This window comes from Micromonospora sp. Utrum1, from assembly GCF_057197805.1.
In genome coordinates, this window is sequence record NZ_CM170071.1 from 1,618,952 (window position 1) to 1,640,056 (window position 21,105).

General features: G+C 73.8%; 18 protein-coding genes, 3 tRNA genes and 1 pseudogene. 16 read left to right on the forward strand and 6 right to left on the reverse strand.

Annotated features, from left to right (window positions below):
* Nucleotides 1–6: 6 nt before the first annotated feature.
* A complete protein-coding gene (locus AC0OLQ_RS07965; RefSeq protein WP_484532298.1) occupies nucleotides 7–996 on the reverse strand; it encodes an endonuclease/exonuclease/phosphatase family protein in 990 nt (329 codons plus the stop codon).
* A 355-nt stretch (nucleotides 997–1,351) separates the two neighbouring features.
* Between AC0OLQ_RS07965 and AC0OLQ_RS07970 the strand changes: the two genes are divergently transcribed.
* The 7 genes from AC0OLQ_RS07970 to arfB all read left to right on the forward strand — a co-directional run bounded on the left by AC0OLQ_RS07970 (nucleotide 1,352) and on the right by arfB (nucleotide 6,848).
* Complete coding sequence (locus AC0OLQ_RS07970; protein WP_357337889.1) at nucleotides 1,352–1,891, forward strand: hypothetical protein; 540 nt, start codon at nucleotides 1,352–1,354, stop codon at nucleotides 1,889–1,891.
* 195 nt (nucleotides 1,892–2,086) lie between these two features.
* The gene (locus tag AC0OLQ_RS07975) at nucleotides 2,087–3,136 is read left to right on the forward strand and encodes an AAA family ATPase (RefSeq protein ID WP_484530819.1); all 1,050 of its coding nucleotides are present in this window, start codon (nucleotides 2,087–2,089) and stop codon (nucleotides 3,134–3,136) included.
* Nucleotides 3,133–4,119 (forward strand): DUF58 domain-containing protein, encoded by a 987-nt coding sequence (locus AC0OLQ_RS07980; protein ID WP_484530820.1) that lies wholly within the window; start codon nucleotides 3,133–3,135, stop codon nucleotides 4,117–4,119. Before AC0OLQ_RS07975 ends, AC0OLQ_RS07980 begins: the two co-directional genes overlap by 4 nt.
* The gene (locus AC0OLQ_RS07985) at nucleotides 4,116–5,075 is read left to right on the forward strand and encodes a VWA domain-containing protein (RefSeq protein ID WP_484530821.1); all 960 of its coding nucleotides are present in this window, start codon (nucleotides 4,116–4,118) and stop codon (nucleotides 5,073–5,075) included. The genes AC0OLQ_RS07980 and AC0OLQ_RS07985 overlap by 4 nt, the downstream gene beginning before the upstream one ends.
* Nucleotides 5,076–5,121: 46 nt before the next feature.
* Entirely contained in the window at nucleotides 5,122–5,982 is an 861-nt protein-coding gene (locus tag AC0OLQ_RS07990; RefSeq protein ID WP_357337901.1) for a S1C family serine protease, read from the forward strand.
* Nucleotides 5,983–6,104: 122 nt separating this feature from the next.
* Nucleotides 6,105–6,413, forward strand: a complete 309-nt coding sequence (locus tag AC0OLQ_RS07995) for a hypothetical protein (protein ID WP_484530822.1) — start codon at nucleotides 6,105–6,107, stop codon at nucleotides 6,411–6,413.
* Between the two features lie 9 nt (nucleotides 6,414–6,422).
* Nucleotides 6,423–6,848: an alternative ribosome rescue aminoacyl-tRNA hydrolase ArfB gene (gene arfB, locus AC0OLQ_RS08000; RefSeq protein ID WP_148427041.1), complete on the forward strand. Its 426-nt coding sequence runs from the start codon at nucleotides 6,423–6,425 to the stop codon at nucleotides 6,846–6,848.
* A 12-nt stretch (nucleotides 6,849–6,860) separates the two neighbouring features.
* Here the strand turns inward: arfB and AC0OLQ_RS08005 are convergent, their stop codons facing one another.
* Nucleotides 6,861–9,284, reverse strand: coding sequence for a low temperature requirement protein A (locus AC0OLQ_RS08005; protein WP_484530823.1), 2,424 nt, complete (start codon nucleotides 9,282–9,284; stop codon nucleotides 6,861–6,863).
* A 121-nt stretch (nucleotides 9,285–9,405) separates the two neighbouring features.
* Between AC0OLQ_RS08005 and AC0OLQ_RS08010 the strand changes: the two genes are divergently transcribed.
* Nucleotides 9,406–9,981, forward strand: a complete 576-nt coding sequence (locus AC0OLQ_RS08010) for a GNAT family N-acetyltransferase (RefSeq protein WP_357337911.1) — start codon at nucleotides 9,406–9,408, stop codon at nucleotides 9,979–9,981.
* 395 nt (nucleotides 9,982–10,376) lie between these two features.
* On the opposite strand, the gene AC0OLQ_RS08015 is transcribed toward AC0OLQ_RS08010, so the two are convergent.
* From AC0OLQ_RS08015 to AC0OLQ_RS08025, 3 genes and pseudogenes are all read right to left on the reverse strand, one after another.
* Nucleotides 10,377–11,309 carry a 3-methyladenine DNA glycosylase gene (locus AC0OLQ_RS08015; protein WP_484530824.1) on the reverse strand — a complete coding sequence of 311 codons (933 nt, stop codon included), beginning with the start codon at nucleotides 11,307–11,309 and terminating at the stop codon, nucleotides 10,377–10,379.
* Between the two features lie 32 nt (nucleotides 11,310–11,341).
* Nucleotides 11,342–11,971: pseudogene (locus AC0OLQ_RS08020) on the reverse strand (3-methyladenine DNA glycosylase); the annotation flags it as partial.
* A 34-nt stretch (nucleotides 11,972–12,005) separates the two neighbouring features.
* A complete protein-coding gene (locus AC0OLQ_RS08025; protein WP_484530825.1) occupies nucleotides 12,006–13,397 on the reverse strand; it encodes a hypothetical protein in 1,392 nt (463 codons plus the stop codon).
* Between the two features lie 169 nt (nucleotides 13,398–13,566).
* Here AC0OLQ_RS08025 and AC0OLQ_RS08030 point away from each other — a divergent pair, with 169 nt between their 5' ends.
* The 4 genes from AC0OLQ_RS08030 to AC0OLQ_RS08045 all read left to right on the forward strand — a co-directional run bounded on the left by AC0OLQ_RS08030 (nucleotide 13,567) and on the right by AC0OLQ_RS08045 (nucleotide 14,984).
* On the forward strand, nucleotides 13,567–14,370 hold the full coding sequence (locus AC0OLQ_RS08030) for a fumarylacetoacetate hydrolase family protein (protein WP_091268833.1): 804 nt from the start codon (nucleotides 13,567–13,569) through the stop codon (nucleotides 14,368–14,370).
* A gap of 106 nt (nucleotides 14,371–14,476) precedes the next feature.
* A tRNA-Gln gene (locus tag AC0OLQ_RS08035) sits at nucleotides 14,477–14,548 on the forward strand.
* Nucleotides 14,549–14,685: 137 nt separating this feature from the next.
* Nucleotides 14,686–14,758: transfer RNA gene (locus tag AC0OLQ_RS08040), tRNA-Glu, on the forward strand.
* A gap of 150 nt (nucleotides 14,759–14,908) precedes the next feature.
* A tRNA-Glu gene (locus tag AC0OLQ_RS08045) sits at nucleotides 14,909–14,984 on the forward strand.
* Nucleotides 14,985–15,275: 291 nt separating this feature from the next.
* Here AC0OLQ_RS08045 and AC0OLQ_RS08050 read toward each other — a convergent pair.
* Entirely contained in the window at nucleotides 15,276–15,962 is a 687-nt protein-coding gene (locus tag AC0OLQ_RS08050; RefSeq protein WP_013284529.1) for an IclR family transcriptional regulator, read from the reverse strand.
* Between the two features lie 49 nt (nucleotides 15,963–16,011).
* Here AC0OLQ_RS08050 and leuC point away from each other — a divergent pair, with 49 nt between their 5' ends.
* The 4 genes from leuC to AC0OLQ_RS08070 all read left to right on the forward strand — a co-directional run bounded on the left by leuC (nucleotide 16,012) and on the right by AC0OLQ_RS08070 (nucleotide 21,092).
* Nucleotides 16,012–17,454, forward strand: coding sequence for a 3-isopropylmalate dehydratase large subunit (leuC, locus tag AC0OLQ_RS08055; protein WP_484530826.1), 1,443 nt, complete (start codon nucleotides 16,012–16,014; stop codon nucleotides 17,452–17,454).
* A 17-nt stretch (nucleotides 17,455–17,471) separates the two neighbouring features.
* A complete protein-coding gene (leuD, locus tag AC0OLQ_RS08060; protein ID WP_313722624.1) occupies nucleotides 17,472–18,059 on the forward strand; it encodes a 3-isopropylmalate dehydratase small subunit in 588 nt (195 codons plus the stop codon).
* A 160-nt stretch (nucleotides 18,060–18,219) separates the two neighbouring features.
* The gene (locus AC0OLQ_RS08065) at nucleotides 18,220–18,834 is read left to right on the forward strand and encodes an HU family DNA-binding protein (RefSeq protein ID WP_484530827.1); all 615 of its coding nucleotides are present in this window, start codon (nucleotides 18,220–18,222) and stop codon (nucleotides 18,832–18,834) included.
* Nucleotides 18,835–18,968: 134 nt separating this feature from the next.
* Nucleotides 18,969–21,092 carry an endonuclease/exonuclease/phosphatase family protein gene (locus AC0OLQ_RS08070; RefSeq protein WP_484530828.1) on the forward strand — a complete coding sequence of 708 codons (2,124 nt, stop codon included), beginning with the start codon at nucleotides 18,969–18,971 and terminating at the stop codon, nucleotides 21,090–21,092.
* Nucleotides 21,093–21,105: the final 13 nt, after the last annotated feature.

The following is a 21,105-nucleotide window of genomic DNA, read 5'->3' on the forward strand; positions in this document are numbered from 1 at the left end:
GCCGGCTCAGCCGGCGGGCAGCCGCAGCTCGGCCAGCACGGCGCGGTGGTCGCTGCCCGGCACGCCGTACACGCTGACCGCGCGGACCGCGATGCGCCGGTCGACCAGCACGTGGTCGATGGTGACCGGAGGGATCGGGTCGCCGTCGTAGGGGCCCCAGGTGCCGGGGAGCCCCGCGCCGGCCGCGTCGGCGGCGTCGACGTAGCCGGTGTCGATCAGGTCGCGCAGCGGCGCGTGGTCGAGGGTGGCGTTGAAGTCGCCGGCCAGGACGCTCAACCCGCCGCGCGGGGTGGCCGGCGGTTGCGCCCGCAGGTCGGTCCACCAGTCCGGCACGACCTCGACGGCGTACGGGGCGGCCGGGTGCGCCGACTCCACCCGAAGCGGTGGCGCGCCCGGCACCGCCACCGTGCCGTACGCCTGGGTGAAGAAGAAGCCCTGGTTGCGCCGGTAGCCGGTCCCGCCGAGCGGGTGGCGCGCGTACAGCCCGGAGCCGGTGGTGCCGACCTCGGGGTTCAGCGCCCGGTAGGGCAGCAGGGTGGCCAGCCCGAGCCGGTCCAGCTCGGCGGCGATCTGCGGGGTGAACTCCTGCACGGTCAGCACGTCGACCCGGTGCGCCCGGACCAGCTCGACCAGCCGTGCCGGGTCGGCGCCGCCCTTGAGCAGGTTCGCGGTGAGCAGCCGGAGCACGGGCCCGTCCACCGAGGGCCGGTCGCCCGGAACGGCGCGCGGCGCCACCGCGCCGAGCAGCGCCAGCGCGGCGAGGGCCGCGACCACGGCAGGCGCGCGGCGGCGCAGGGCGAGCGTCAGCGCCACCGCGGCCGGCGCGGCGGCGGCGACGTACGGCGTGAAGGCGACCGCCTGCACCAGCGGTCCCCGTTCCAGCCCGCCGAGCCGGAGCACCGCCCAGGCGGCCACCGGCGCGACCGCCACCCAGCAGGCGATCGTGGCGGCCCGGCCGGCCCGGGTGCCGGCCCGCACCGGCCCACTCGTCGTGATCACGGCCGACACGCTACCTGCCGACCGGGCGGGGCGGTGCCCCACGAAATCATTTCGTGAGTGGCCGCACCCTCACTTCTCACAATTATTGGAAGCATTTTTCGAATGCTGTCCGGGAAATGTGAGCTATTGACCGGCCCCATTTTTCGATGCTAGGTTCCACCTGGTCGAGACGTCGCGACTCTCCGTAGTAAACCCAGCTCAGAGCCAGGTGCAGCTCGACATTTAGGTGCGCTGACAGTGGGCCCCCCGATGGTCCGCAATTGTCTTGCGTCTGGCTCCCGTGCCGTATCCATCCGTCCCGCACCGCACGCGGGCCGGCCGTATCACCACGGTCACAAAAGGGAGATCTGTCATGGCCACATTCTTCAAGCGCAAGGCGACGGTGGTGGCCCTCGCCGCGCTGTCCCTCACCCTGGCCGGTGGGGGCATCGCGGCCGCCGCCCACCCGGCGGCGAAGGCCCCGGCCGAGGTCGGGCAGGCCGGTGCCCGGCAGCCCGGCCACCAGCCGCCGGTGACCGCCGCCGAGACCCGGGCGGCGAAGTCGGCGCTGAAGGCCACCCTCGCCGCACCGGCACCAGGGCTGGTCGCCTGGGCGGTCATCAGCGCCAACGGGACCCTGCTCCAGCACTCCCCGAACGTCGTGAGCGCCAAGCGGTTCTCTCCCTCGGTGCAGGGTCAGTACGCCGGCCAGTACCAGGTCACGCTCGACTACGCCGTCAACCACAAGGGCCTGCAGGCCACGATCGGCACCAACGACGCGGCGAACGTCCCGCCCGCGGGCGAGGTCTCGGTGGCGCCCCGCTACCTGATCCCGAACGCGGTCTTCGTCCAGACTCGCAACTCCACCGGCGGGTACGCGGACCGGCCGTTCCACCTGCTCATCGCCAACTGACCCCCGCCGCGCGGCAGCCGGTTCCCGCCCCGAGCGGGGGCCGGCTGCCGCCGTCTGATCCGGTCTGCCCCGTCCCGCACCGGCTCGCACCGTTGCCGACCGCCCGGGAAAGTCGTCCCGGTCCGGGGGTGGAAGGGCTGCTCAGGGGCCGATAATCCGACGTTTGTCCGTACGCCGGCCCGGGAAGCAAGCACCGTGACGGACATCTCGGACACCCTGGCCAGCGTGCCCAGCCCGGTCGATGCCGACGCGAGCGGCGTCGAGCTGGAACAGACCCTCTTCGAGGTCAAACGCGTGATCGTGGGGCAGGATCGCCTCGTCGATCGCCTGCTCACCGCGCTCATCGCCGACGGCCACTGCCTGCTGGAGGGCGTGCCGGGGGTGGCCAAGACCCTCGCGGCGCAGACCCTCGCCACCGTGGTCGGCGGCAGCTTCTCCCGGATCCAGTTCACCCCCGACCTGGTCCCCTCGGACATCGTCGGCACCCGCATCTATCGGGCCTCCACGGAGGCGTTCGACGTGGAGCTGGGCCCGATCATGGCGAACCTGGTGCTCGCCGACGAGATCAACCGGGCTCCGGCCAAGGTGCAGTCGGCGCTGCTCGAGGCGATGGCCGAGCGGCAGGTCTCCATCGGCGGCCGGAGCTGGCCGGTCCCCGACCCGTTCCTGGTGCTGGCCACGCAGAACCCGATCGAGTCGGAGGGGGTCTACCAGCTCCCCGAGGCGCAGCGCGACCGCTTCCTCATGAAGGTCGTCGTCGACTACCCGAGCGACGCCGACGAGCTGGCCATCCTCTACCGGATGAGCACCGAGCGGCCCACCGCCCGCCCGGTGCTCGACCCGGCCCGGTTGCGCGAGCTCCAGCGCCGGGCCAGCGCGGTCTTCGTGCACCACGCGCTCGCCGAGTACGTGGTCCGGCTCATCCTCGCCACCCGGGACCCGGGGCGGTTCGGGCTGCCGGAGATCGCGCCGATGCTGGCGTACGGGGCCAGTCCCCGGGCCACCCTCGGCCTGGTGAGGGCGGCCCGGGCGCATTCGATGATCCACGGCCGGGACTACGTGCTCCCGGAGGACGTTCGGGACCTGGCGGTGGACGTGCTGGCCCACCGGCTGGTGCTCTCCTTCGACGCGGTGGCCGACGGGGTCTCCGCCGAGACGCTGGTCCGCCGGCTCGTCGAGGCGGTGCCGCCACCCCGGGTGGTCACCGGGCACCCGGAGGCGGCGCCCGACCTGGCGGCGGCATGAGGCGCCGGGACGCACCCACCGTGCCCGATCCCGGGCTGGCCGACCTCGCCCCCGACCAGCGGCTGCGCCGGCTGGAACTGACCGTCACCCGGCGGCTCAACGGGCTGCTGAACGGCCAGTACCGCGGCCTGCTGCCCGGCCCCGGCAGCGAGGCGGCCGGCAGCCGGGAGTACCGCCCCGGCGAGGACGAGGTACGCCGGATGGACTGGGCGGTGACCGCCCGGACCGCCGTCCCGCACGTCCGCGAGGTCGACGCGGACCGGGAGCTGACCACCTGGCTGCTGGTCGACGCCAGCCCCAGCATGGAGTACGGCACGGCCACCCTGGACAAACGGGAGCTGGCGGTGGCCGCGGTGGCGGCGGTCGGCTTCCTCACCGCCGGCGTCGGCAACCGCCTCGGCGGCCAGGTGCTCGCCCCGGACGGGGTGCGCCGGTTCCCGGCCCGAGGCGGGCGTACCCACCTGCTCGGGCTGCTCCGCGCCCTGCTGGGCGCGCCGCGCACCGACGGGTACCGGGAGACGCCGACCCTGGCCGACGGGCTGGACGGGCTCCAGCGGATGGCCACCCGGCGCGGGCTGGTGGTGGTCGTCTCCGACTACCTGGACGGGCTGCCCGACGACCCGGACGGTGCCCCGGCCTGGGAGGCGGTGCTGCGCCGGCTCGCCGTCCGGCACCAGGTGCTGGCTGTCGAGGTGACCGACCCGCGTGAGCTGGAGCTGCCCGACGTCGGGCTGGTCACCCTGGTCGACCCGGAGACCGGCCGGCACCGCGAGGTGTGGACCGGTGACCCGGCGCTGCGCGAGCGGTACGCGCAGGCCGCCGCCGCCCAGCGCGACCAGGTCCGGCACGCGCTGCGCCGGTCTGGGGCGACCCACCTGGCGCTGCGCACCGACCGGGACTGGAGCGCCGACATCGTCCGGCACGTGCACGCCCAGCGCCGGCTGGCCGCCGCGCCGGCGGCGGCCCGGGGAGGTGTGGCGTGACCTGGCAGTCGCCCGCCCGCCTCTGGCTTTTGCTCGGCGTCGTCGCGCTGGTCGTCGGCTATCTGGTGATCCAGCGCCGGCAGAGCCGGTACGCGGTCCGCTTCACCAACCTGCGGCTGCTGGACCGGGTCGCCCCGCAGCGGCCGGCCTGGCGCCGGCACGTCCCGGCGGGACTCTTCCTCGCCATGCTCGCGCTGCTGGTGGTGGGCTTCGCCCGGCCCAGCGCCGAGGTGCGGGTGCCCCGGGAACGGGCCACCGTGATGGTGGCCGTGGACGTCTCCACCTCGATGCTGGCCAGCGACGTCGACCCGGACCGGCTGACCGCCGCCAAGGAGGCTGCCCGCCGGTTCGTCGACGGGCTGCCGGACGAGTTCAACGTGGGGCTCGTCGCGTTCGCCGGCAGCGCGGCGGTGCTGGTGCCGCCGAGCACCGACCGGGACGCCCTGGACGAGGGGGTCGAGCGGCTCGCCGAGGGGATAACCGGGGTGCAGGGCACCGCCATCGGGGAGGCGATCAGCACCTCGCTGGGCGCGGTGAAGAGCCTGGACGCCAAGGCCGCCAAGGACCCGCCGCCGGCGCGGATCATCATCCTCTCCGACGGCGCGAACACCTCCGGCATGGACCCGATGGAGGCGGCCGCCCAGGCGGTGGCGGCCAAGGTGCCGGTGCACACCATCTCGTTCGGCACGCCGTCCGGCTCGGTGGACCGGGGTGGACTGGCGATCCAGGTGCCGGTCGACGGGCAGACCCTCAAGGCGGTCGCCGACGAGACCGGCGGCGGCTTCCACGAGGCGTCCACCAGCGAAGAGCTGCGGGCCGTCTACGAGGACATCGGCACCTCGGTGGGCTACCGCAAGGAACGGCAGGACATCTCGGCCCGCTTCATCGGCCTCGGGCTGGTGTTCGCCATGGGGGCCGCCGCCGGATCGCTGCGGTGGTTCTCCCGACTGCCCTGACCCGCATTGACGACCGGACGACGCACGACACGTGAGGAGCCCAGGTATGGCAGTGCAGACCGGACTCGGCGAGCCACGCGGCCCGTGGTTCGTCTCACCGGAGCTGGACCCGGACGGACGCGGGCGCTGGGACGGGCCCGGGTCCGAGCGGGACGCGGGGCGGCGGGGCTGGCGCGGCCGGCTGTTGAGCGCGGCGGCGGTGGTGGCCCTCTCCACCCTCTCCGGGGCGGCGGCCGGCACCTGGGCGGCCGACCGGGACGCGCCCGGACCGGCGGCGGCCTCCGCCGCGCCGGTGCCGGCCGAGCTGGTCACCGCGGCCGAGAAGACCGTCCCCGGGGTGGTCTCGGTGATGGTCGGCGGGACGTCCGGCGCGTCGGCCAGCGGCTCCGGCTTCGCCATCGACAACGAGCAGCACATCGTGACCAACGACCACATCCTGGCCCGGGGCGGCTCCGGGCCGGTGACGGTGGAGACCTCCGACGGGCGCCGGTTCACCGCCGAGGTGGTGGGGCGGGAGCCGGGCAGCGACCTGGCCGTGCTGAAAATCCCGGCGTCGGCCCGGCTGTCGGCGCTGCCGCTGGCCAAGCCGAACTCCACCCGGGTGGGGGAGCCGGTGCTCGCGGTCGGTTCCCCGCTCGGCCTGGCCGGCACCGTCACCGCCGGTATCGTCAGCGCGCTCAACCGGCAGGTACGCATCGGCAGCGGCCGGCACAGCGCGGTGCAGACCGACGCCTCCATCAACCCGGGCAATTCGGGTGGGCCGCTGGTCAACGCGCGGGGCGAGGTGGTCGGGGTGAACACCGCCATCGCCACCATCGACGGCAACGGCTCGATCGGCATCGGGTTCGCCATCCCGATCGACCAGGTCCAGCAGACCGCCAACACCATCATCGGCCGGGGCGGCTGACCGCGCGGCGGCCCTGGCCTGCGGGGGCGCCGAACCCGCGGGCCGGGAGGGGAACTGTCGGATATCCGGCCTGGGACCATCGGGCCATGGAAATATTACGCTGAGTATGGATACTGGCGTGGGTGGAGCAAGCTGTCATCGCGGCCCTCCTCCTGGTGGGCCTGGTCATCGGCGCCGGTGTCGGCGCGTCGTACGCCCGCGCGCAGCGGGGTTGGAAGGACTACCGGACCATCCGGACCAGCGTGCCGGGTGCCCGGCGCACCGCCTGGATGGCGATCCGCGCGGTGGTCACCAAGATCGGTGTGATCGCGCTGCTGCTCGTCGGGGCGGCGGCGTACGCGGCGGCCGGGTCGGACCACGAACGGGCGGGCCCCGGGCCCACCCCGACCCCGACCGTGACCGCCACCCCGAGTCACCGCCCCGGGCGCTAGCCTCGGGGCGTGGACGACGGACTGCGGGTGACCGACCGGCTCGTGCTCCCCGATGCCGAGCTGCGGGAACGCTTCTCCCGCTCGTCCGGCCCGGGCGGCCAGGGGGTCAACACCACCGACTCGCGGGTGGAGCTGAGCTTCGACCTGGCCGGGTCCCCGAGCGTGCCCGAGCCGCTGCGCGCCCGCGCCCTCGACCGGCTCGCCGGCCGGCTGGTCGACGGGGTGCTGACCGTGGCGGCCAGTGAGCACCGGGCGCAGTTGGCCAACCGGGAGGCGGCCCGCGAGCGGATGGCCGCCCTGCTGCGCGAGGCGGTCGCGCCGCCGCCGAAGCCGCGCCGCCCCACCCGCCCGTCCCGGGCCGCCAAGGAGCGCCGGCTGGCCGAGAAGAAGCGGCAGTCCCAGCGCAAGCGCGACCGCCGGGTGGACGGCGACTGACCGCCCCGCGGGTCAGCGTGACGGCACCGGCCGGGCGGCGGCCCGTTCGGGGAGCACCTCGAACGCGGTGAACGCCAGGCAGACCGCGACCAGCAGGGCCAGCGCGAGCAACGCGGACAGGCCGGTCGTCAGCGGCAGCAGCGCCGCCACGACCAGGGCCTGCGCCAGCCGGGCCGGTCGCCGGTGCCCGGTCGTCCGCCACCGGAACGCCTGCACGCCGAGCAGGTAGAGCAGCACCCCGCCGAAGAGCGCGGCGTGCGCCGGCGGATACGGCGGCGGTCCCAACTCGAAGAAGCCCCGGCTGCCCAGCACCGACATGGTCTTGCGCAGGCCGAGCGAGACCAGCACGATCCCGGCCACCATCGGAAAATGCAGCCAGGTGTACGCGTCGCGCGCCAGCCGGGTCCGAGTGCGCAGGTCCGCGGCGGCCAGCACGCGTTCCCCCTCGGCGCTGTCCCAGCCGAAGTAGGCCCACCACAGGGCGGCCAGCAGGGCGGTGCCGAGGAAGACCGCGACCACGATCCGGGCCGAGATCGGCGTGTACGTCACGGCGCTGCCCATCGAGATCACCGCCTCGCCCAGCCCGATGATGATGATGAGGCTGTACCGGTCGGCCCAGTGCTCCGCCGAGCGCACAGTGAGGTGGCGCAGGCCCACCCGGGCGTTCCCGAGCACGTCGACCGCGATGGCGAGCAGCCACAGCGCGACCCGGGGCGGGGAGAACTGGCGGACGTCGCCGACCGGCAGCGGCAGCAGCGCGGCGACCAGCATCAGGCCGAGCGCGACCAGGGTCGGCGCGGCGGCCCGCAGCGGCGGCGTCCGCCAGGTCGGGTCCTGCCACGCCACCAGCCCGAACGAGGCCAGGTGCAGCAGCCGGATGGCCGCGTAGCAGGCGACGAAGACCAGCGGTCCGGACAGGCCGCCGCGGGAGTCGTCGATCGCCTGCGGGCTGGCCAGCGTGATCATCGCGGTGAGCGCCACCACCAGCACCATCACCAGGCGGACCACCGGCCGCTCCGAGCGCACCTCGGCCGCCAGCCAGGTGTACGCGCCCCAGGCCTGCCAGAGCACGGTGAGCACCAGCAGCCCGCGCGCCAGGCCGGACCACGTCGGGTCGTCGGCCATCAGCGCGGCCACCTGGAGGAACGCGTAGACGAAGACCAGGTCGAAGAAGAGCTCCTTCGGGGTGACCCCGGCGTGTTCCTGGGCCGGGCCGATCTGCGCGTGCAGCCGGCGGTGCCGGCGCCGGAACACGGTCACGTCGGCGAGCGCGGTGGCGCCCACCGCCGCGGCCAGCAGAGCCAGTTGGGCCAGCACGGACAGGTGCGGCGCGATCGGCGCCAGCGCGAGCACCAGCACGATGCCGAGCACCGGGGACCGGCCCAGGATGCGCAGCGTCCGCACCTCGAACAGCACCAGCCCCAGCAGGTAGAGCACCACCCCGCCGTAGAGCGCCAGCAGCCCGAGCAGCGGGGTCGCCTTGTCGCTGTGCACCTGCAGGTCGCCGAGCGCCTTCTTCAGGCCGAGCGCCGTCAGGATCAGCCCGGTCATCATCGGCAGGTGCAGGAAGCTGTACGCGTCCCGGCCGAGCAGCCCGCGCCGTGGGCCGGCGGCCCGCTCCAGCGCCTGCTCGGCCGCGAACCGGGCCACGTCGAAGTACGTCCACCACAGCGCGCCGGCCAGGGCCACCCCGAGCAGCGCTCCGAGCAGCACCTCCGGCGTCAGCGGCTGGGTCGCCGCCACGCCCTGGCTCAGCCCCACCGAGATGATCGTCTCGCCGAACCCGATCAGGATGATCAGGCCGTGCCGTTCCGCCCAGTACCGGATCGAGCCGATCCGCCACCGGTCCCCGCCGATCAGCAGCGCGCCGCCGTACTCGGCCACGATCGCGCTGCCCACCAGCGCGAAACGCGCCCACTCCCGGGTCGCGCCGTCCGGCACGTACGCCGGGGTCAGCGCGGCGGCGAGCAGGAGCAGCGCGCCGGCCATCGCCGGCGGCCAGGTCCGCAGTGCCAGCCGGCGGAGTCCCGGCTGCCCGGCGGTGGCCAGCGCGGCGACGGTCAGCGCGATGCCGCGCACGACCAGGTAGCCGAGGGCGAAGACCATCGGCCCGGAGAGCCCGCCGGGCCGGTCGACGAACGCCTCCCGCACCGTCAGCCCCATCACGAACAACGTGGCGCTGAGCCCGAACATCACCACCGGCATGACCCCGCGGTCGAGCCGGACGGTGCTGCCCAGCCAGGCGAACGGCGCCCAGCACCACCAGAGCAGCACGAGCAGCAGCAGGCCGCGCGGCAGCCCGGCCGCGTTGAGCTGCTCGGCGGTCACCCCGGTGACGTTGAGGAACGCGAAGACGAAGATCAGGTCGAGGAAGAGCTCCAGCCGGCTGACGCCGCCCGCGTCGCCGGCCAGCTGGATCCGACCGACGCCGCCCACCACCTCACTGTGCCAACCGGGCGGGGCGCCGGCCGGGGATCTGCCCCAACCACCCTCGATCGGCCCGGGTGCGCCGGAAAACGGTTTGAGCACCCTCGCGCCGTCGCCGAGAATGCGCCGCGTGCCGAGCGACTTCTCCGTCAAGCCCACCCTCACCGGCGAGCTGGTCCTGCTGCGTCCGTTCGTCGACGACGACCTCGCGGCCTTCGAGGCGATCCTGGCCGACCCGGAGGTGGCCCGGCTCACCGGCAGCCCGCCCGGGGAGGCGCTCGAACCGGCCCGGCTGCGGGCCTGGTACGGCACCCGCAACAGCCAGCCCGACCGGCTCGACCTGGCCGTGGTGGACCGGGCGACCGGGGCCTGCGTCGGCGAGGTCGTCCTGAACGAGTGGGACCGGCACAACGACAGCTGCAACTTCCGCACCCTGATCGGCCCCGCCGGGCGGGACCGGGGGCTCGGGACCGAGGCGGTCCGGCTCGTCGTCGGGTACGGCTTCGAGCAACTCGGCCTGCACCGGATCGGGCTGGAGGTGTTCGCCTTCAACCCGCGCGCCCGCCGGGCCTACGAGAAGGTCGGTTTCGTGGCCGAGGGCACGCTGCGGCAGGTGCTCCGCGACGGCGACGGCTGGGTGGACGCCACCGTGATGTCGATCCTGGCCCCGGAGTGGGCCGCGCACCGGGGCCACCCGGCCGGCTGAGTCCGCCGCGCGGGACCCGTCGGGTGCCGCCGCCGGCGCCGGTCAGCCCGGCCGGTCCGCCAGGCTCCATCACTCCCTGAGGATCTTCAACCCTCCCAGAGCGCCGCTGAGCCATCGAGTTGATGTTGGGTATACCCATACCCTCCGGGCTCGTTCGGCTGCCAGCGTGGCTCTCAGGCTGGTCTACGGGCGTTTCTGGGTGAAGATCCAACCGCTCATCATACTGCCGCCGCCTCTCCTTGGGCAAGGAACTGGCCGTTCGAGCCTGTTATGGCTGGCGGGCCAGCGTTGTCTTCCCAGGTCGAGAGCCAGATCGCCGCTTCTGGGCAACCTTAGAACCGGGGCAAGATGGCGGAGGCTATGACGTAGCGGTGCGGAGAGGGTGTCTCAGGGGGTCATGCCCCCACCCTTGCCGGTGGCTCCGCTCCCTCAAGCAGCCCCGCGCACACATCGATCAACCGGGCGCGTAGTCGGCCCGCGCGCTGCGAGAACTCGCGTTGACGAGCGACGTACTCGGCCTTGCCCTCGGGTGTCTCGATGGCCACCGCCGGTTCCCCGTAGGAGGAGAAGTCGTACGGGGACGCCTGCATGTCGAGTAGCCGGATGTCCCTCGCCAACTCGAAGCAGTCGAGCGCCAGATCGCCCGGAACCGCAGGGCCCAGCTTGGTCGCCCACTTGTGGCAGTCCATCGAGGCATGCAAGCAGCCCGGCTGGTCAAGCTCTACCTGGCTCTCCCTCGTTGGTTGGAGCCGGTTGAGGCTGACCGCGTCAGGGGTGAAGAACCGGAACGCATCGAAGTGCGTGCAGCGGACCTGGTGAGACTCGACTACCGCGTCAGTTCCCTCCTGCCCAAGTCGCAGGGGGAGTGGATGCCGATGCTCACGTTGGCGGTACACCATCGCCCACTCGTGCAGGCCGAAGCAGCCAGTGAAGGCTGGTCGCGACGCGATCGCGGACAACAGTGGATGGATGAACCGCACCGACTCAGCCCGGTCGGCGAGGAACGCTGCGACGTCGAAGCTCACGACTCCGTCCGCGTCCGTGGCGTACCAACGCCACTGTCGATGTGGCGCAGAGCCGTTCGGTCCGGGCTCCAAGGAGATGCCCACACCGGGGTGCCACCGTCGGAGCACGGAGGGCCGGGTGCCGTAGTAGTCGTACAAGAAGTCATCGATCGCGTGGCGTTCCCTCGTGGCCTTGCGGGCGCGGTGGCCTGCGGTGAGGGAGTCGGCGCGCTTCTCGTGAGCTTCCATGAGGGGAAGCCAGCTTGCGGCGGGGATGCTGGTCAACGGTTCGGGCCCTTGTTGTCCGCTTCGTGCCGCTTGCATACCCCCCACCTCCGGGAGGTGCCTGAGTTGCGCTTACGCAGATCCATGTTGGCGCGCAGGCAGCCCGGCTGCTCCAGCGCGTGCTGGCTCTCCCGGGTCGGGCTGAGCACGTTGAGCGGCCGGGCGGGCGCGGTGAAGAACCGGAACGCGTCGAAGTGGCTGCACCGCACGCCGCGCTCCTCCACCACCGCGGCGGTGGCCGCCGGGCTGAGCCGCAGCGGCCAGGCGTTGTGCCGCACCTCGTCCTGGGTCTGCCGGTAGACCATCGCCCACTCGTGCATGCCGAAGCAGCCAAAGTGGGCCGGGCGGCCGGCGGTCGCCGCGAGCAGCGTACGGATCCAGGAGATCGACTCGGCGCGGCGTGCGCGTACGTCGTGGGTGCCGAGGGTGACACCGGCGGTGGTGGCGCGGCAGTCCCGGCCGAACTCGGCCGGGTCCGCGTCGCGCAGCACCACCCCGGCCCCCGGGTGCCAGCGGCGCAGCTGGGCCGGACGGTGCGAGTAGTAGGTGAAGAGGAAATCCTCGACCGGGTGCTTCACCCCGGAGCGGCGGCGGGCCAGGTGCGGCGCCAGCCACGCGTCCACCCGCTCCTCGTGGGCGCGACGCCGGGCCTGCCAGTCGGCCGCGGCGAGCGCGGTGGCGGGGGCGAGGGCGGCGGTCACGGACCCCAGGGTACGACCGCCGCCCGGCCCCCGGTCACCGCACGTCCACCCGCACCCCGGCGGAGAAGACCCCGCTACGCAGCTCCAACTGCTTCGGCGGATCGTCGCCGTGCACGGTGAACACCAGCGGCAGCAGCACCCGCGAGCCCGCGGCGACCGGCTGGGCGAAGACGTCCCGGCCGAGGTTGGCCACCCGGGTGGCGTTCTCGTCGGTGGCCACCCAGTTGCCCCCGGGCAGGTACGCCCGCTGCAACTGCCCGTGCCAGGTCTGCTCGCCGGACGTGAGGTTGCGCACCCCGACCGTGGCCAGGCACTGCCGGCCGCCCGCCGAGGCAGCGGGCAGTGTCCCCGCGCCGCAGGACAGCCGGTAGACGGTGAACTCGAACGCGGTCTCGCGCAGCGGTACGCCGAGCGCGCCGGTGACGCTGTTGCCCATCCAGGCGCCGCTGGTCGGCTGCTTGGTGGTGTCCATGGCGGCGACCCGTTGGGTGGCCGTCCACGCCGCCGCGCCGACCACACCGGCCAGCACCGCGGCCGCGACCCCCATCACCGCCCAGATCGGCGGCCGGCGGCGTCGTCCGCCCGGGGCGGGCATGGCCGCGCGCGGGTAGACCGTGCCCCGGTCCGCCCGGGCGCCCACCCCGTCGGCGACCGGCGGGACGCCGGTCGCGAGCCGGGTCGGGCCGGACGCGGCGCCGGTGGCCGCCCGCGCCGGGCTGGGCCGCCGGCGCCGCCACGCCCACCACAGCACGCCGCCGGTGACGACCAGGAGCGCGGCCAGCGCGGCCAGCAGCACCGGCGGGCGGCGCCAGGCCGGAGCCGCGGCAACCTTCGCCACCGGGACCGTGGGCCCCGTCCAGGTCGCCGTGGCGCAGTCGTACGGGCGGGTGCCGTCGGTGCCGTACGCGCAGGTGGGCGCGGTGATCGACCGGTTAGCGGTCGCTCCGCTGAGGGCGGTGTTCAACGTCGTGGTGCTCCGCGCCGGCAGCCGCAGCCGCCAGGTCACCTCGTTGGCGCCGGCCGACCCGATCGGCCGGGTGGCCCGCCCGCCGCCGGTCACCACGGTCGCCCGGGACCCGGCCGGCAACTCCTGCCGGACGGTGGTCTCGACCGGCGTGGGGCCGGCGTTGCGGACCTGGATCCGGTATCCCGGTGCCGGGGTGCCCGCCGCGGCCACCGCCACGGTGACCGGTGGAGTGGTCAGCTGGATCGGCGCCGGTTTGGTGGTCGGCACCGCCGGCGGCGCCGCCGGCATCCCGGTCGGGATCGGGGTGGCCCGGGCCGCCGCGGCCGGCGGAGCCGCCGGCTGCGGGGTCGCGGCCGCCGCCCGGGGCGCCGCCGCGGGCAGCGCCGGCACGGCGGCGATGATGCCGAGGCAGTTCACGAGCACTGCCAGGGTCCTGTGGTGTCGTCTCGATGCAGGCATACGAACGAACCTCCGGCCCCGAAGCTATGGGCCCGGGCCCGCCGGGCGGGTACGAAGTCCGCAATCCCGCCCCCGCCGGCGCGGGCCGGCGTACCCTGGCGCGCCGCCCACCGAGGTCCGTGGCCGCGTCCGGCGTGGCGCGGCCGTTCGTCGGGGATAGATTGGCCGGGTGCGTATCGCTCGTTTCGCTCATGCTAAGGGAATGTCGTTCGGGGTCGTCGAGGGAGAGTCGGAGGCCGGGCCGCAGGGCCTGACCATCGCCGAGATCGAGGGCCACCCGTTCGGGCAGATCCAGTTCTCCGGCGCCCGCTGGGCGCTCTCCGACGTGCGGCTGCTCTCGCCGATCCTGCCGAGCAAGGTGGTCTGCGTCGGCCGCAACTACGCCGAACACGCCGCCGAGCACGGCAGCGAGGTGCCCAAGGAGCCGCTGCTCTTCCTCAAGCCGTCCACCTCGGTGATCGGTCCCCGGGACGCCATCCGGCTGCCCATCTTCTCCAAGCAGGTCGAACACGAGGCGGAACTGGCCGTGGTGATCGGCGCGCCGGGCGCCCGCCGGGCCGACCGGGCCGCCGCCGAGCGGGCCATCTTCGGCTACACCTGCGCCAACGACGTCACCGCGCGCGACCTCCAGCGCTCCGACGGGCAGTGGACCCGGGCCAAGGGCTTCGACTCGTTCTGCCCCATCGGGCCGTGGATCACCACCGGGCTGGACGTCACCGACCTCGAGGTCCGCTGTGAGGTGGGCCGCAACCCGGAGGAGATGGAGGTACGCCAGCTCGGCCGGACCAAGGACATGGTCTTCGACGTGCCGGCCCTGGTGTCCTACATCTCCCACGTCATGACGTTGCTCCCCGGTGACGTGGTCCTGACCGGCACGCCGGCCGGGGTTAGTCCCCTCACCGACGGGGATACGGTCACCGTGCGGATCGAGGGGATCGGCGAGCTCACCAATCCGGTGGTGCCGGTCGCCTGATGCGTCCGACGCCTCGTTTCCGCAGTTCAGGGGCGGTTCGGGGGGTTGGATTTGGCCTGCTGGCACCGGGAGGGTAAAGTTCGTTCCTGGCGCCGCAAGGGGCCAATGGGGTATGGGGTAATTGGCAGCCCGACTGATTCTGGTTCAGTTAGTCTAGGTTCGAGTCCTGGTACCCCAGCGCAACCGCGGATTCGCGAGAATCCCGGACGCTGGATTCTGGCGGAGTTCCGCTCCGCCCCTCGCGAGAGGGGCCGGTAGATGATCTCTGGTAGAGTGCAGCTTCCCGCCCCCGAAGGCGCGGAAGCATGAAGTTCTGGCCCCGTCGTCTAGCGGCCCAGGACGCCGCCCTCTCAAGGCGGTAGCGCCGGTTCGAATCCGGTCGGGGCTACAACGCAGCCAGCCCGTCCCACCTCGTGGGGCGGGCTGTTTCATGTCCTGCGCCGCCTCGTTGTGCCACCCCCCTCGGCGGGGACGGGACGTGGTGTCGCTAGACTACTGCCGCACCGCTCGTCAGGGCGGTGAAGCAGGAAAAGTGCCTGGCCCCGTCGTCTAGCGGCCCAGGACGCCGCCCTCTCAAGGCGGTAGCGCCGGTTCGAATCCGGTCGGGGCTACCACGCCGAACGGCCCGTCTCGCTCCCGCGAGCCGGGCCGTTCGCCATTCCCGACCTCCGGTCCGCGCGCCCGCCCGCGTCTCCGTCGCCCATCCGGGCGACCTTCCGGCCCGCCGCCCCACGACCCTTGGCCGCGCCTCCGTCCAGCGCGGTCAACGTCGTTGGGCGGGCGAGGCTTCGCGGTCGGTGGACGCCATGTAGGTCACCGGCGCCGTTGACCTTCATGGCGTTCCACTCACGTGCGCCGTGCCTGGACCCCGACGGCCGCCGGCCGGGCGTAGGCGACGGGAGGGGTCAGAGGCCGGAGAGGCGTTGGCCGGCGCGGACGACGGCCATGGCGTGGCGTTCGCCGGGGCGGCGGCCCAGGCGCTCGATCGGGCCGGAGATGCTGATGGCGGCGATGACCCGCCCGGTCCGGTCGCGGATCGGGGCCGAGACGCTCGCCACACCCGCCTCCCGCTCGGCGACGCTCTGCGCCCAGCCGCGGCGGCGTACCTCGGCGAGGGTGCGGCCGGTGAACTTCGACCGGGGCAGCAGCGGCATGACCGCCTCGGGCGGCTCCCAGGCGAGCAGGATCTGCGCCGCCGAGCCGGCCGTCATGGGCAGCACCGAGCCGACCGGCACGGTGTCCCGCAGGCCGCTGGCCCGCTCGGCCGCGGCCACGCAGATCCGCTCGTCGGCGCGGCGCAGGTAGAGCTGGGCGCTCTCCCCGGTGGCGTCGCGCAGCGCGGCGAGCAGCGGCTCGGCCGCGGTCAGCAGCACGTCCGGTGCGGCGTTGGCCAGCTCGCCGAGCCGGGGGCCCGGGCGCCAGCGGCCCTGGGTGTCCCGGACCAGCATCCGGTGGATCTCCAGCGCCTGTGCCAGCCGGTGCGCGGTGGCCCGGGGCAGCTTGGTGCGTTCAACGAGTTCGGCCAGGCTGGCGCCGTCGACACAGGCGGCCAGGATGACCACCGCCTTGTCGAGAACGCCGACACCGCTCATACTGTGTCCCACAAGCCGAAATTTACCTCCCAGAATTTAGGATGTCCAGATGGTGGGAGTCACTCAACCGAGGACCCTGGCCGAGAAGGTCTGGGACGCGCACGTCGTCCGCTCCGCCACCGGCGAGCCGGACCTGCTCTTCATCGACCTGCACCTGCTCCACGAGGTCACCAGCCCGCAGGCGTTCGACGGGCTGCGCCTGGCCGGCCGCCGGGTCCGCCGCACGGACCTGACCATCGCGACCGAGGACCACAACACCCCGACCGGTTACGACGACCCGGCCTTCCGTTCCCGGCGCGGCGACCTGCTCACGATCGCGGACCCCACCTCCCGCACCCAGATCGAGACGCTGCGCCGCAACTGCGCCGAGTTCGGCGTACGGCTGCACCCGCTGGGCGACGAGAACCAGGGCATCGTGCACGTCATCGGCCCGCAGCTCGGCCTCACCCAGCCCGGCATGACGATCGTCTGCGGCGACTCCCACACCGCCACCCACGGCGCGTTCGGGGCGCTCGCCTTCGGCATCGGCACCAGTGAGGTCGAGCACGTGCTGGCCACCCAGACGCTGCCGCAGGCCCGCCCTAAGACCATGGCGGTCAACGTCGTCGGCGAACTCGCCCCGGGCGTCACCGCCAAGGACCTGGTGCTCGCCCTGATCGCCCAGGTGGGCACCGGCGGCGGACGCGGCCACATCGTGGAGTACCGGGGCGAGGCGATCCGGAACCTCTCCATGGAGGGCCGGATGACCATCGCCAACATGTCCATCGAGTGGGGCGCCAAGGCCGGCATGATCGCGCCGGACGAGACCACCTTCGCGTACCTCAAGGGGCGGGCCCACGCGCCGCAGGGGGCCGACTGGGACGCGGCGGTGGCCCACTGGCGGACGCTGCCCACCGACGACGGGGCGACCTTCGACACCGAGGTCACCTTGGACGCCGGCCGGATCACCCCGTTCGTCACCTGGGGCACCAACCCCGGCCAGGGCGTGCCGCTGGGCGCGGCCGTGCCGGACCCGGAGGAGTTCGTCACCGAGGCGGAGCGGGTTGCCGCCCGCCGGGCCCTGGAGTACATGGACCTCACGCCCGGCACCGCCCTGCGTGACCTCGCCGTGGATGTGGTCTTCGTCGGCTCCTGCACCAACGGCCGGCTGGAGGATCTGCGCGCCGCCGCCGACGTGCTGCGCGGGCACAAGGTCGCCGACGGCGTACGCATGCTGGTGGTGCCCGGCTCGGCCGCGGTCCGCGAGGCGGCCGAGGCGGAAGGGCTGGACAAGGTCTTCGCCGACGCCGGCGCCGAGTGGCGCTTCGCCGGCTGCTCCATGTGTCTGGGCATGAACCCCGACACGCTGAAGCCGGGCGAGCGCTCCGCCTCGACCTCCAACCGCAACTTCGAGGGCCGCCAGGGCCGGGGCGGACGTACCCACCTGGTGTCCCCGCCGGTCGCCGCCGCCACCGCCGTGGTCGGCCGGCTGGCCGCCCCCGCCGACCTGTAGAAGGGCAGCCGACAGAGATGGACAAGTTCACCACCCACACCGGCACGGCCGTGCCGCTGCGCCGATCCAACGTGGACACCGACCAGATCATCCCCGCCGTGTACCTCAAGCGGGTGACCCGGACCGGTTTCGCGGACGGTCTGTTCAACGCGTGGCGGGAGGACCCGTCATTCGTTCTCAACGATCCCGCCCATTCGGGTGCGTCGATTCTCATCGCCGGCCCCGAGTTCGGCACCGGATCCTCCCGGGAGCACGCCGTGTGGGCGCTGCGGGACTGGGGCTTCCGGGCCGTCATCGCGCCCCGCTTCGGCGACATCTTCCGCGGCAACGCGCTCAAGGAAGGCCTCCTTCCGGTCGAGCTGGAATTGAAAGCCGTCGAAGAACTGTGGGATCTGGTGGAATCCGAGCCGACCACCCCGATCACGGTCGACCTCGCCGCCCGCCAGGTCCACGCCGGGGATGCCACCTGGGCGTTCCCGCTCGACGACCACAGCCGTTGGCGGCTGATGGAGGGCTTGGATGACATTGGACTCACCCTCCGGCACGAGGCTGAGATCAGCGCCTACGAGGCCTCCCGGCCGTCGTTCCTGCCCTCGGTCGCCTGACCGCAGATAGCTTTTCGCCCCCACCGGACGGACCGGTGGGGGCGAATCCGTTACGACACAAGGGCTTTTTTCCACCGAATGTTTGTGTCCAGGCAGCACAGGGCATACCGTGCGCGCAGAATGGCTCGCGTCGAGTCAGTTGCACAATCGGGAGGAAGTCGTGAACAAGGCCGAGCTCATCGAAGCGCTCGCCGTTCGCCTGGGGGACCGGAAGACGGCGACGGCCGCGCTCGACGCGGTTCTCGCTGAGGTCCAGGCGGCGGTCACCAAGGGCGAGAAGGTGGCGATCACCGGTTTCGGAGCGTTCGAAAAGCGTGTCCGGGGCGCCCGAACAGCGCGCAACCCGCGGACCGGCGAGGCGGTGAAGGTCAAGAAGACCTCCGTCCCGACCTTCCGGGCGGGCGCGGGCTTCAAGGAGATGGTGGCCAGCGGCAAGGTGCCGAAGGCCACGGCTGCCGCCAGGAAGGCCACGGCGGCCGCCGCGAAGACCACCGGCGCGAAGGCGACCGGGGCCAAGGCGACCGCCGCGAAGAAGACCACGGCGGCCGGTGCCGCCAAGAAGACCACGGCGGCGAAGGCGACCAAGACCACCGCCGCGACCAAGAAGGCCGCGCCGGCGAAGAAGGCCGCGACCAAGACGACCGCGGCCAAGAAGACGACCGCGGCGACGAAGACCACCGCGGCGAAGAAGACGACGGCCGCCAAGAAGACGACGGCCGCCAAGAAGGCGCCGGCGAAGAAGGCTCCGGCCAAGAAGGCCGCCACCCGGCGCTGACCGCACGGCCCGAAAGGGCGCTCACCGTCCGCGGTGAGCGCCCTTTTTCGTGGGTACGCGTTGACCCGCCGTCGTGTGGGCCCGCAGAATCCTCGTGCCGAAAACCCCCGTCGGTCACGAGAAGAGGGGCGCCCGTGCGCCACCGTCACCTCCCCACCGCCCTGCTCGCCCTGGGCGTCGTGGTCCTGCTCGACGTGCTCCGGCTGTGGCTGCCGTCGATCATCACCATCTTCGGCCAGGCGGCCGAGACCCCGGCCGAACTCCTCGGCGCCTTCGCCCTCGGCTGGTTCGTGCTCGCCCTCGCCGCGCCCGTGCTGGTCCGCCGGCTCGGTCCGCGGCCGGTGGGGCTGGTCGCGGCCGGGGCGCTGGCCGCCACCCGGCTCGCCCTGACCGCCGCGCCCGGCGGCCGGGTCCAGCTCTGGCTCGCCTGCGCCGGCCTGCTCGCCGGCCTGGTCTGGCTCGCCGCGACCGCCGCGACGGCCGCCCGGCCGGTGCCGGGGCTGGCGTTCGGCCTGGCCGGGGCCGCCGTCGGGCACGCCCTGCTCGGCACCGAGGACCTGGTGTGGCGGGGCGGCGTGCTCGGGTGGACGGTGAGCGTCCTGCTGGTGCTTGCGTTCCTGGCAGCCTCGGCGGCAACCGGGGACCGGTCTGCGGAGCCGGCACACGGCTCATCGGCACCGGGCCGGCCGGCCGCCGACCCGCGCACCGGCCCGACGGGTACCTGGGCCTGGCTGCTCGTCGGCCCGGCGCTGCTGGTGGCGGGTCAACTGGCGCTCGCCCCGGCGGTGTGGGACGCGGCCGCCTCCTACTGGCCCCGGTCGGCGAACCTGCCCGGCCTGGGGCTGCCCCCGGCACACCTCGCGGCGGTGCCCGAGCTGGCGATCGGCCTCTTCCTGGTGGCGGTGCTCCTGCGGCCACCCCGGCCGGTGGCCCGCCTGCTCTGGCCGGCGGCGCTGGTGGTCGGGGCCGGACTGTTCGCCTCCGACCGGGCCGGCTGGCTGGCCGCGGCGGTCCTGCTCGCCGCCGCCGGCCTCGGCGGCTGCCTCGCCCTCGTCGACGCCGACTCCGACCACTGGGACCCGCCGGCCAATCGCCGATCCGGCAAGGCTCTCGTCCCCGCCACCACCGGCGCGGCCAGTGCCCCCGGCTCCGCCGACACGACCCCCGCCTCCGCCACGACTCCCGGCTCGGCCAGCCCTGTTACCGCTGAGGTGCCGGGGCTGGGCAAGGGCTCGGGCTTCGGCGAGCCGGCCGACCCGGACCGCGGCGGCCGGGCCGGCGGCCGGCGGCGTGGTTTCGCCGTCGTCGGCGGGATGTTGGGCTTCGCGGTCGGCGCGGTGGCCTACTACGCCGCCTACGACCTCGGGTACCCGAACGGCTGGGTGCCGGTGCTGGCGGCGCTCGTCGTCGCCGCCGCGGCCGTGGTCGCCCCGCCGGGCGCGGCGCCCCTGTTCGGCCCGCCCGTGCCGGCGTGGACGGTCCTGGGGGCGATGCTGCTGACCTCCGTCGGCGGCGGGATCCACCGGCCGGCCCCGGCACCGCACCCGCCCGCGGCGCCACCGTCGGCGGTGCGGCTGGTGGCGTACAACATCCGGATGGGGTTCGGGCTGGACGGTCGGCTCGACCTCGACGCGTTGGCCCGGGCGGTGGGCGGTAGCCGGCCGGACGTGGTGCTGCTCAGTGAGGTGGACCGGGGCTGGCTGCTCAACGGCGGCCACGACACCCTCGCCCTGCTCGCCGGGCGGTTGCGGATGCCGTACGTCTTCGCGCCCGCCGCCGATCCGGTGTGGGGCGACGCGGTGCTGAGCCGCTTTCCCGTGCGGTCCGGCCGGACCCGGCCTCTCGCGGCGCACGGCGCGCCGACCGGGGCGCAGGCGCTCGGCGTCACGCTCGACCTCGGTGGCCGCGACCTCGCCGTGGTCGCCACCCACCTGCAACCGCCGCCGGGGCAGGGCCCGGTGGCCCAGGCCTGCGAGGTGGCCGCCTTCGCCACCCGGTACGCGGCCGGTCGTCCCCTGGTCCTCGGCGGCGATCTGAACACCGAGCCCGGCGATCCGGCGTTCACCGAGTTCACCCGGGCCGGTCTGGTCGACGCGCTGGCCGCGGCCCGCCCGCTGCGAACCAGCCCGGCCGACGACCCGCGCACCCAGATCGACCACGTCTTCGTTTCGCCGGGTCTCACCCCGTCCGGGGTGACCGCCCCGCGCAGCGCCGCCAGCGACCACCTGCCGGTCGCGGTGACGCTCGCCCTGCCCTGAGTCCCCAGCTCCG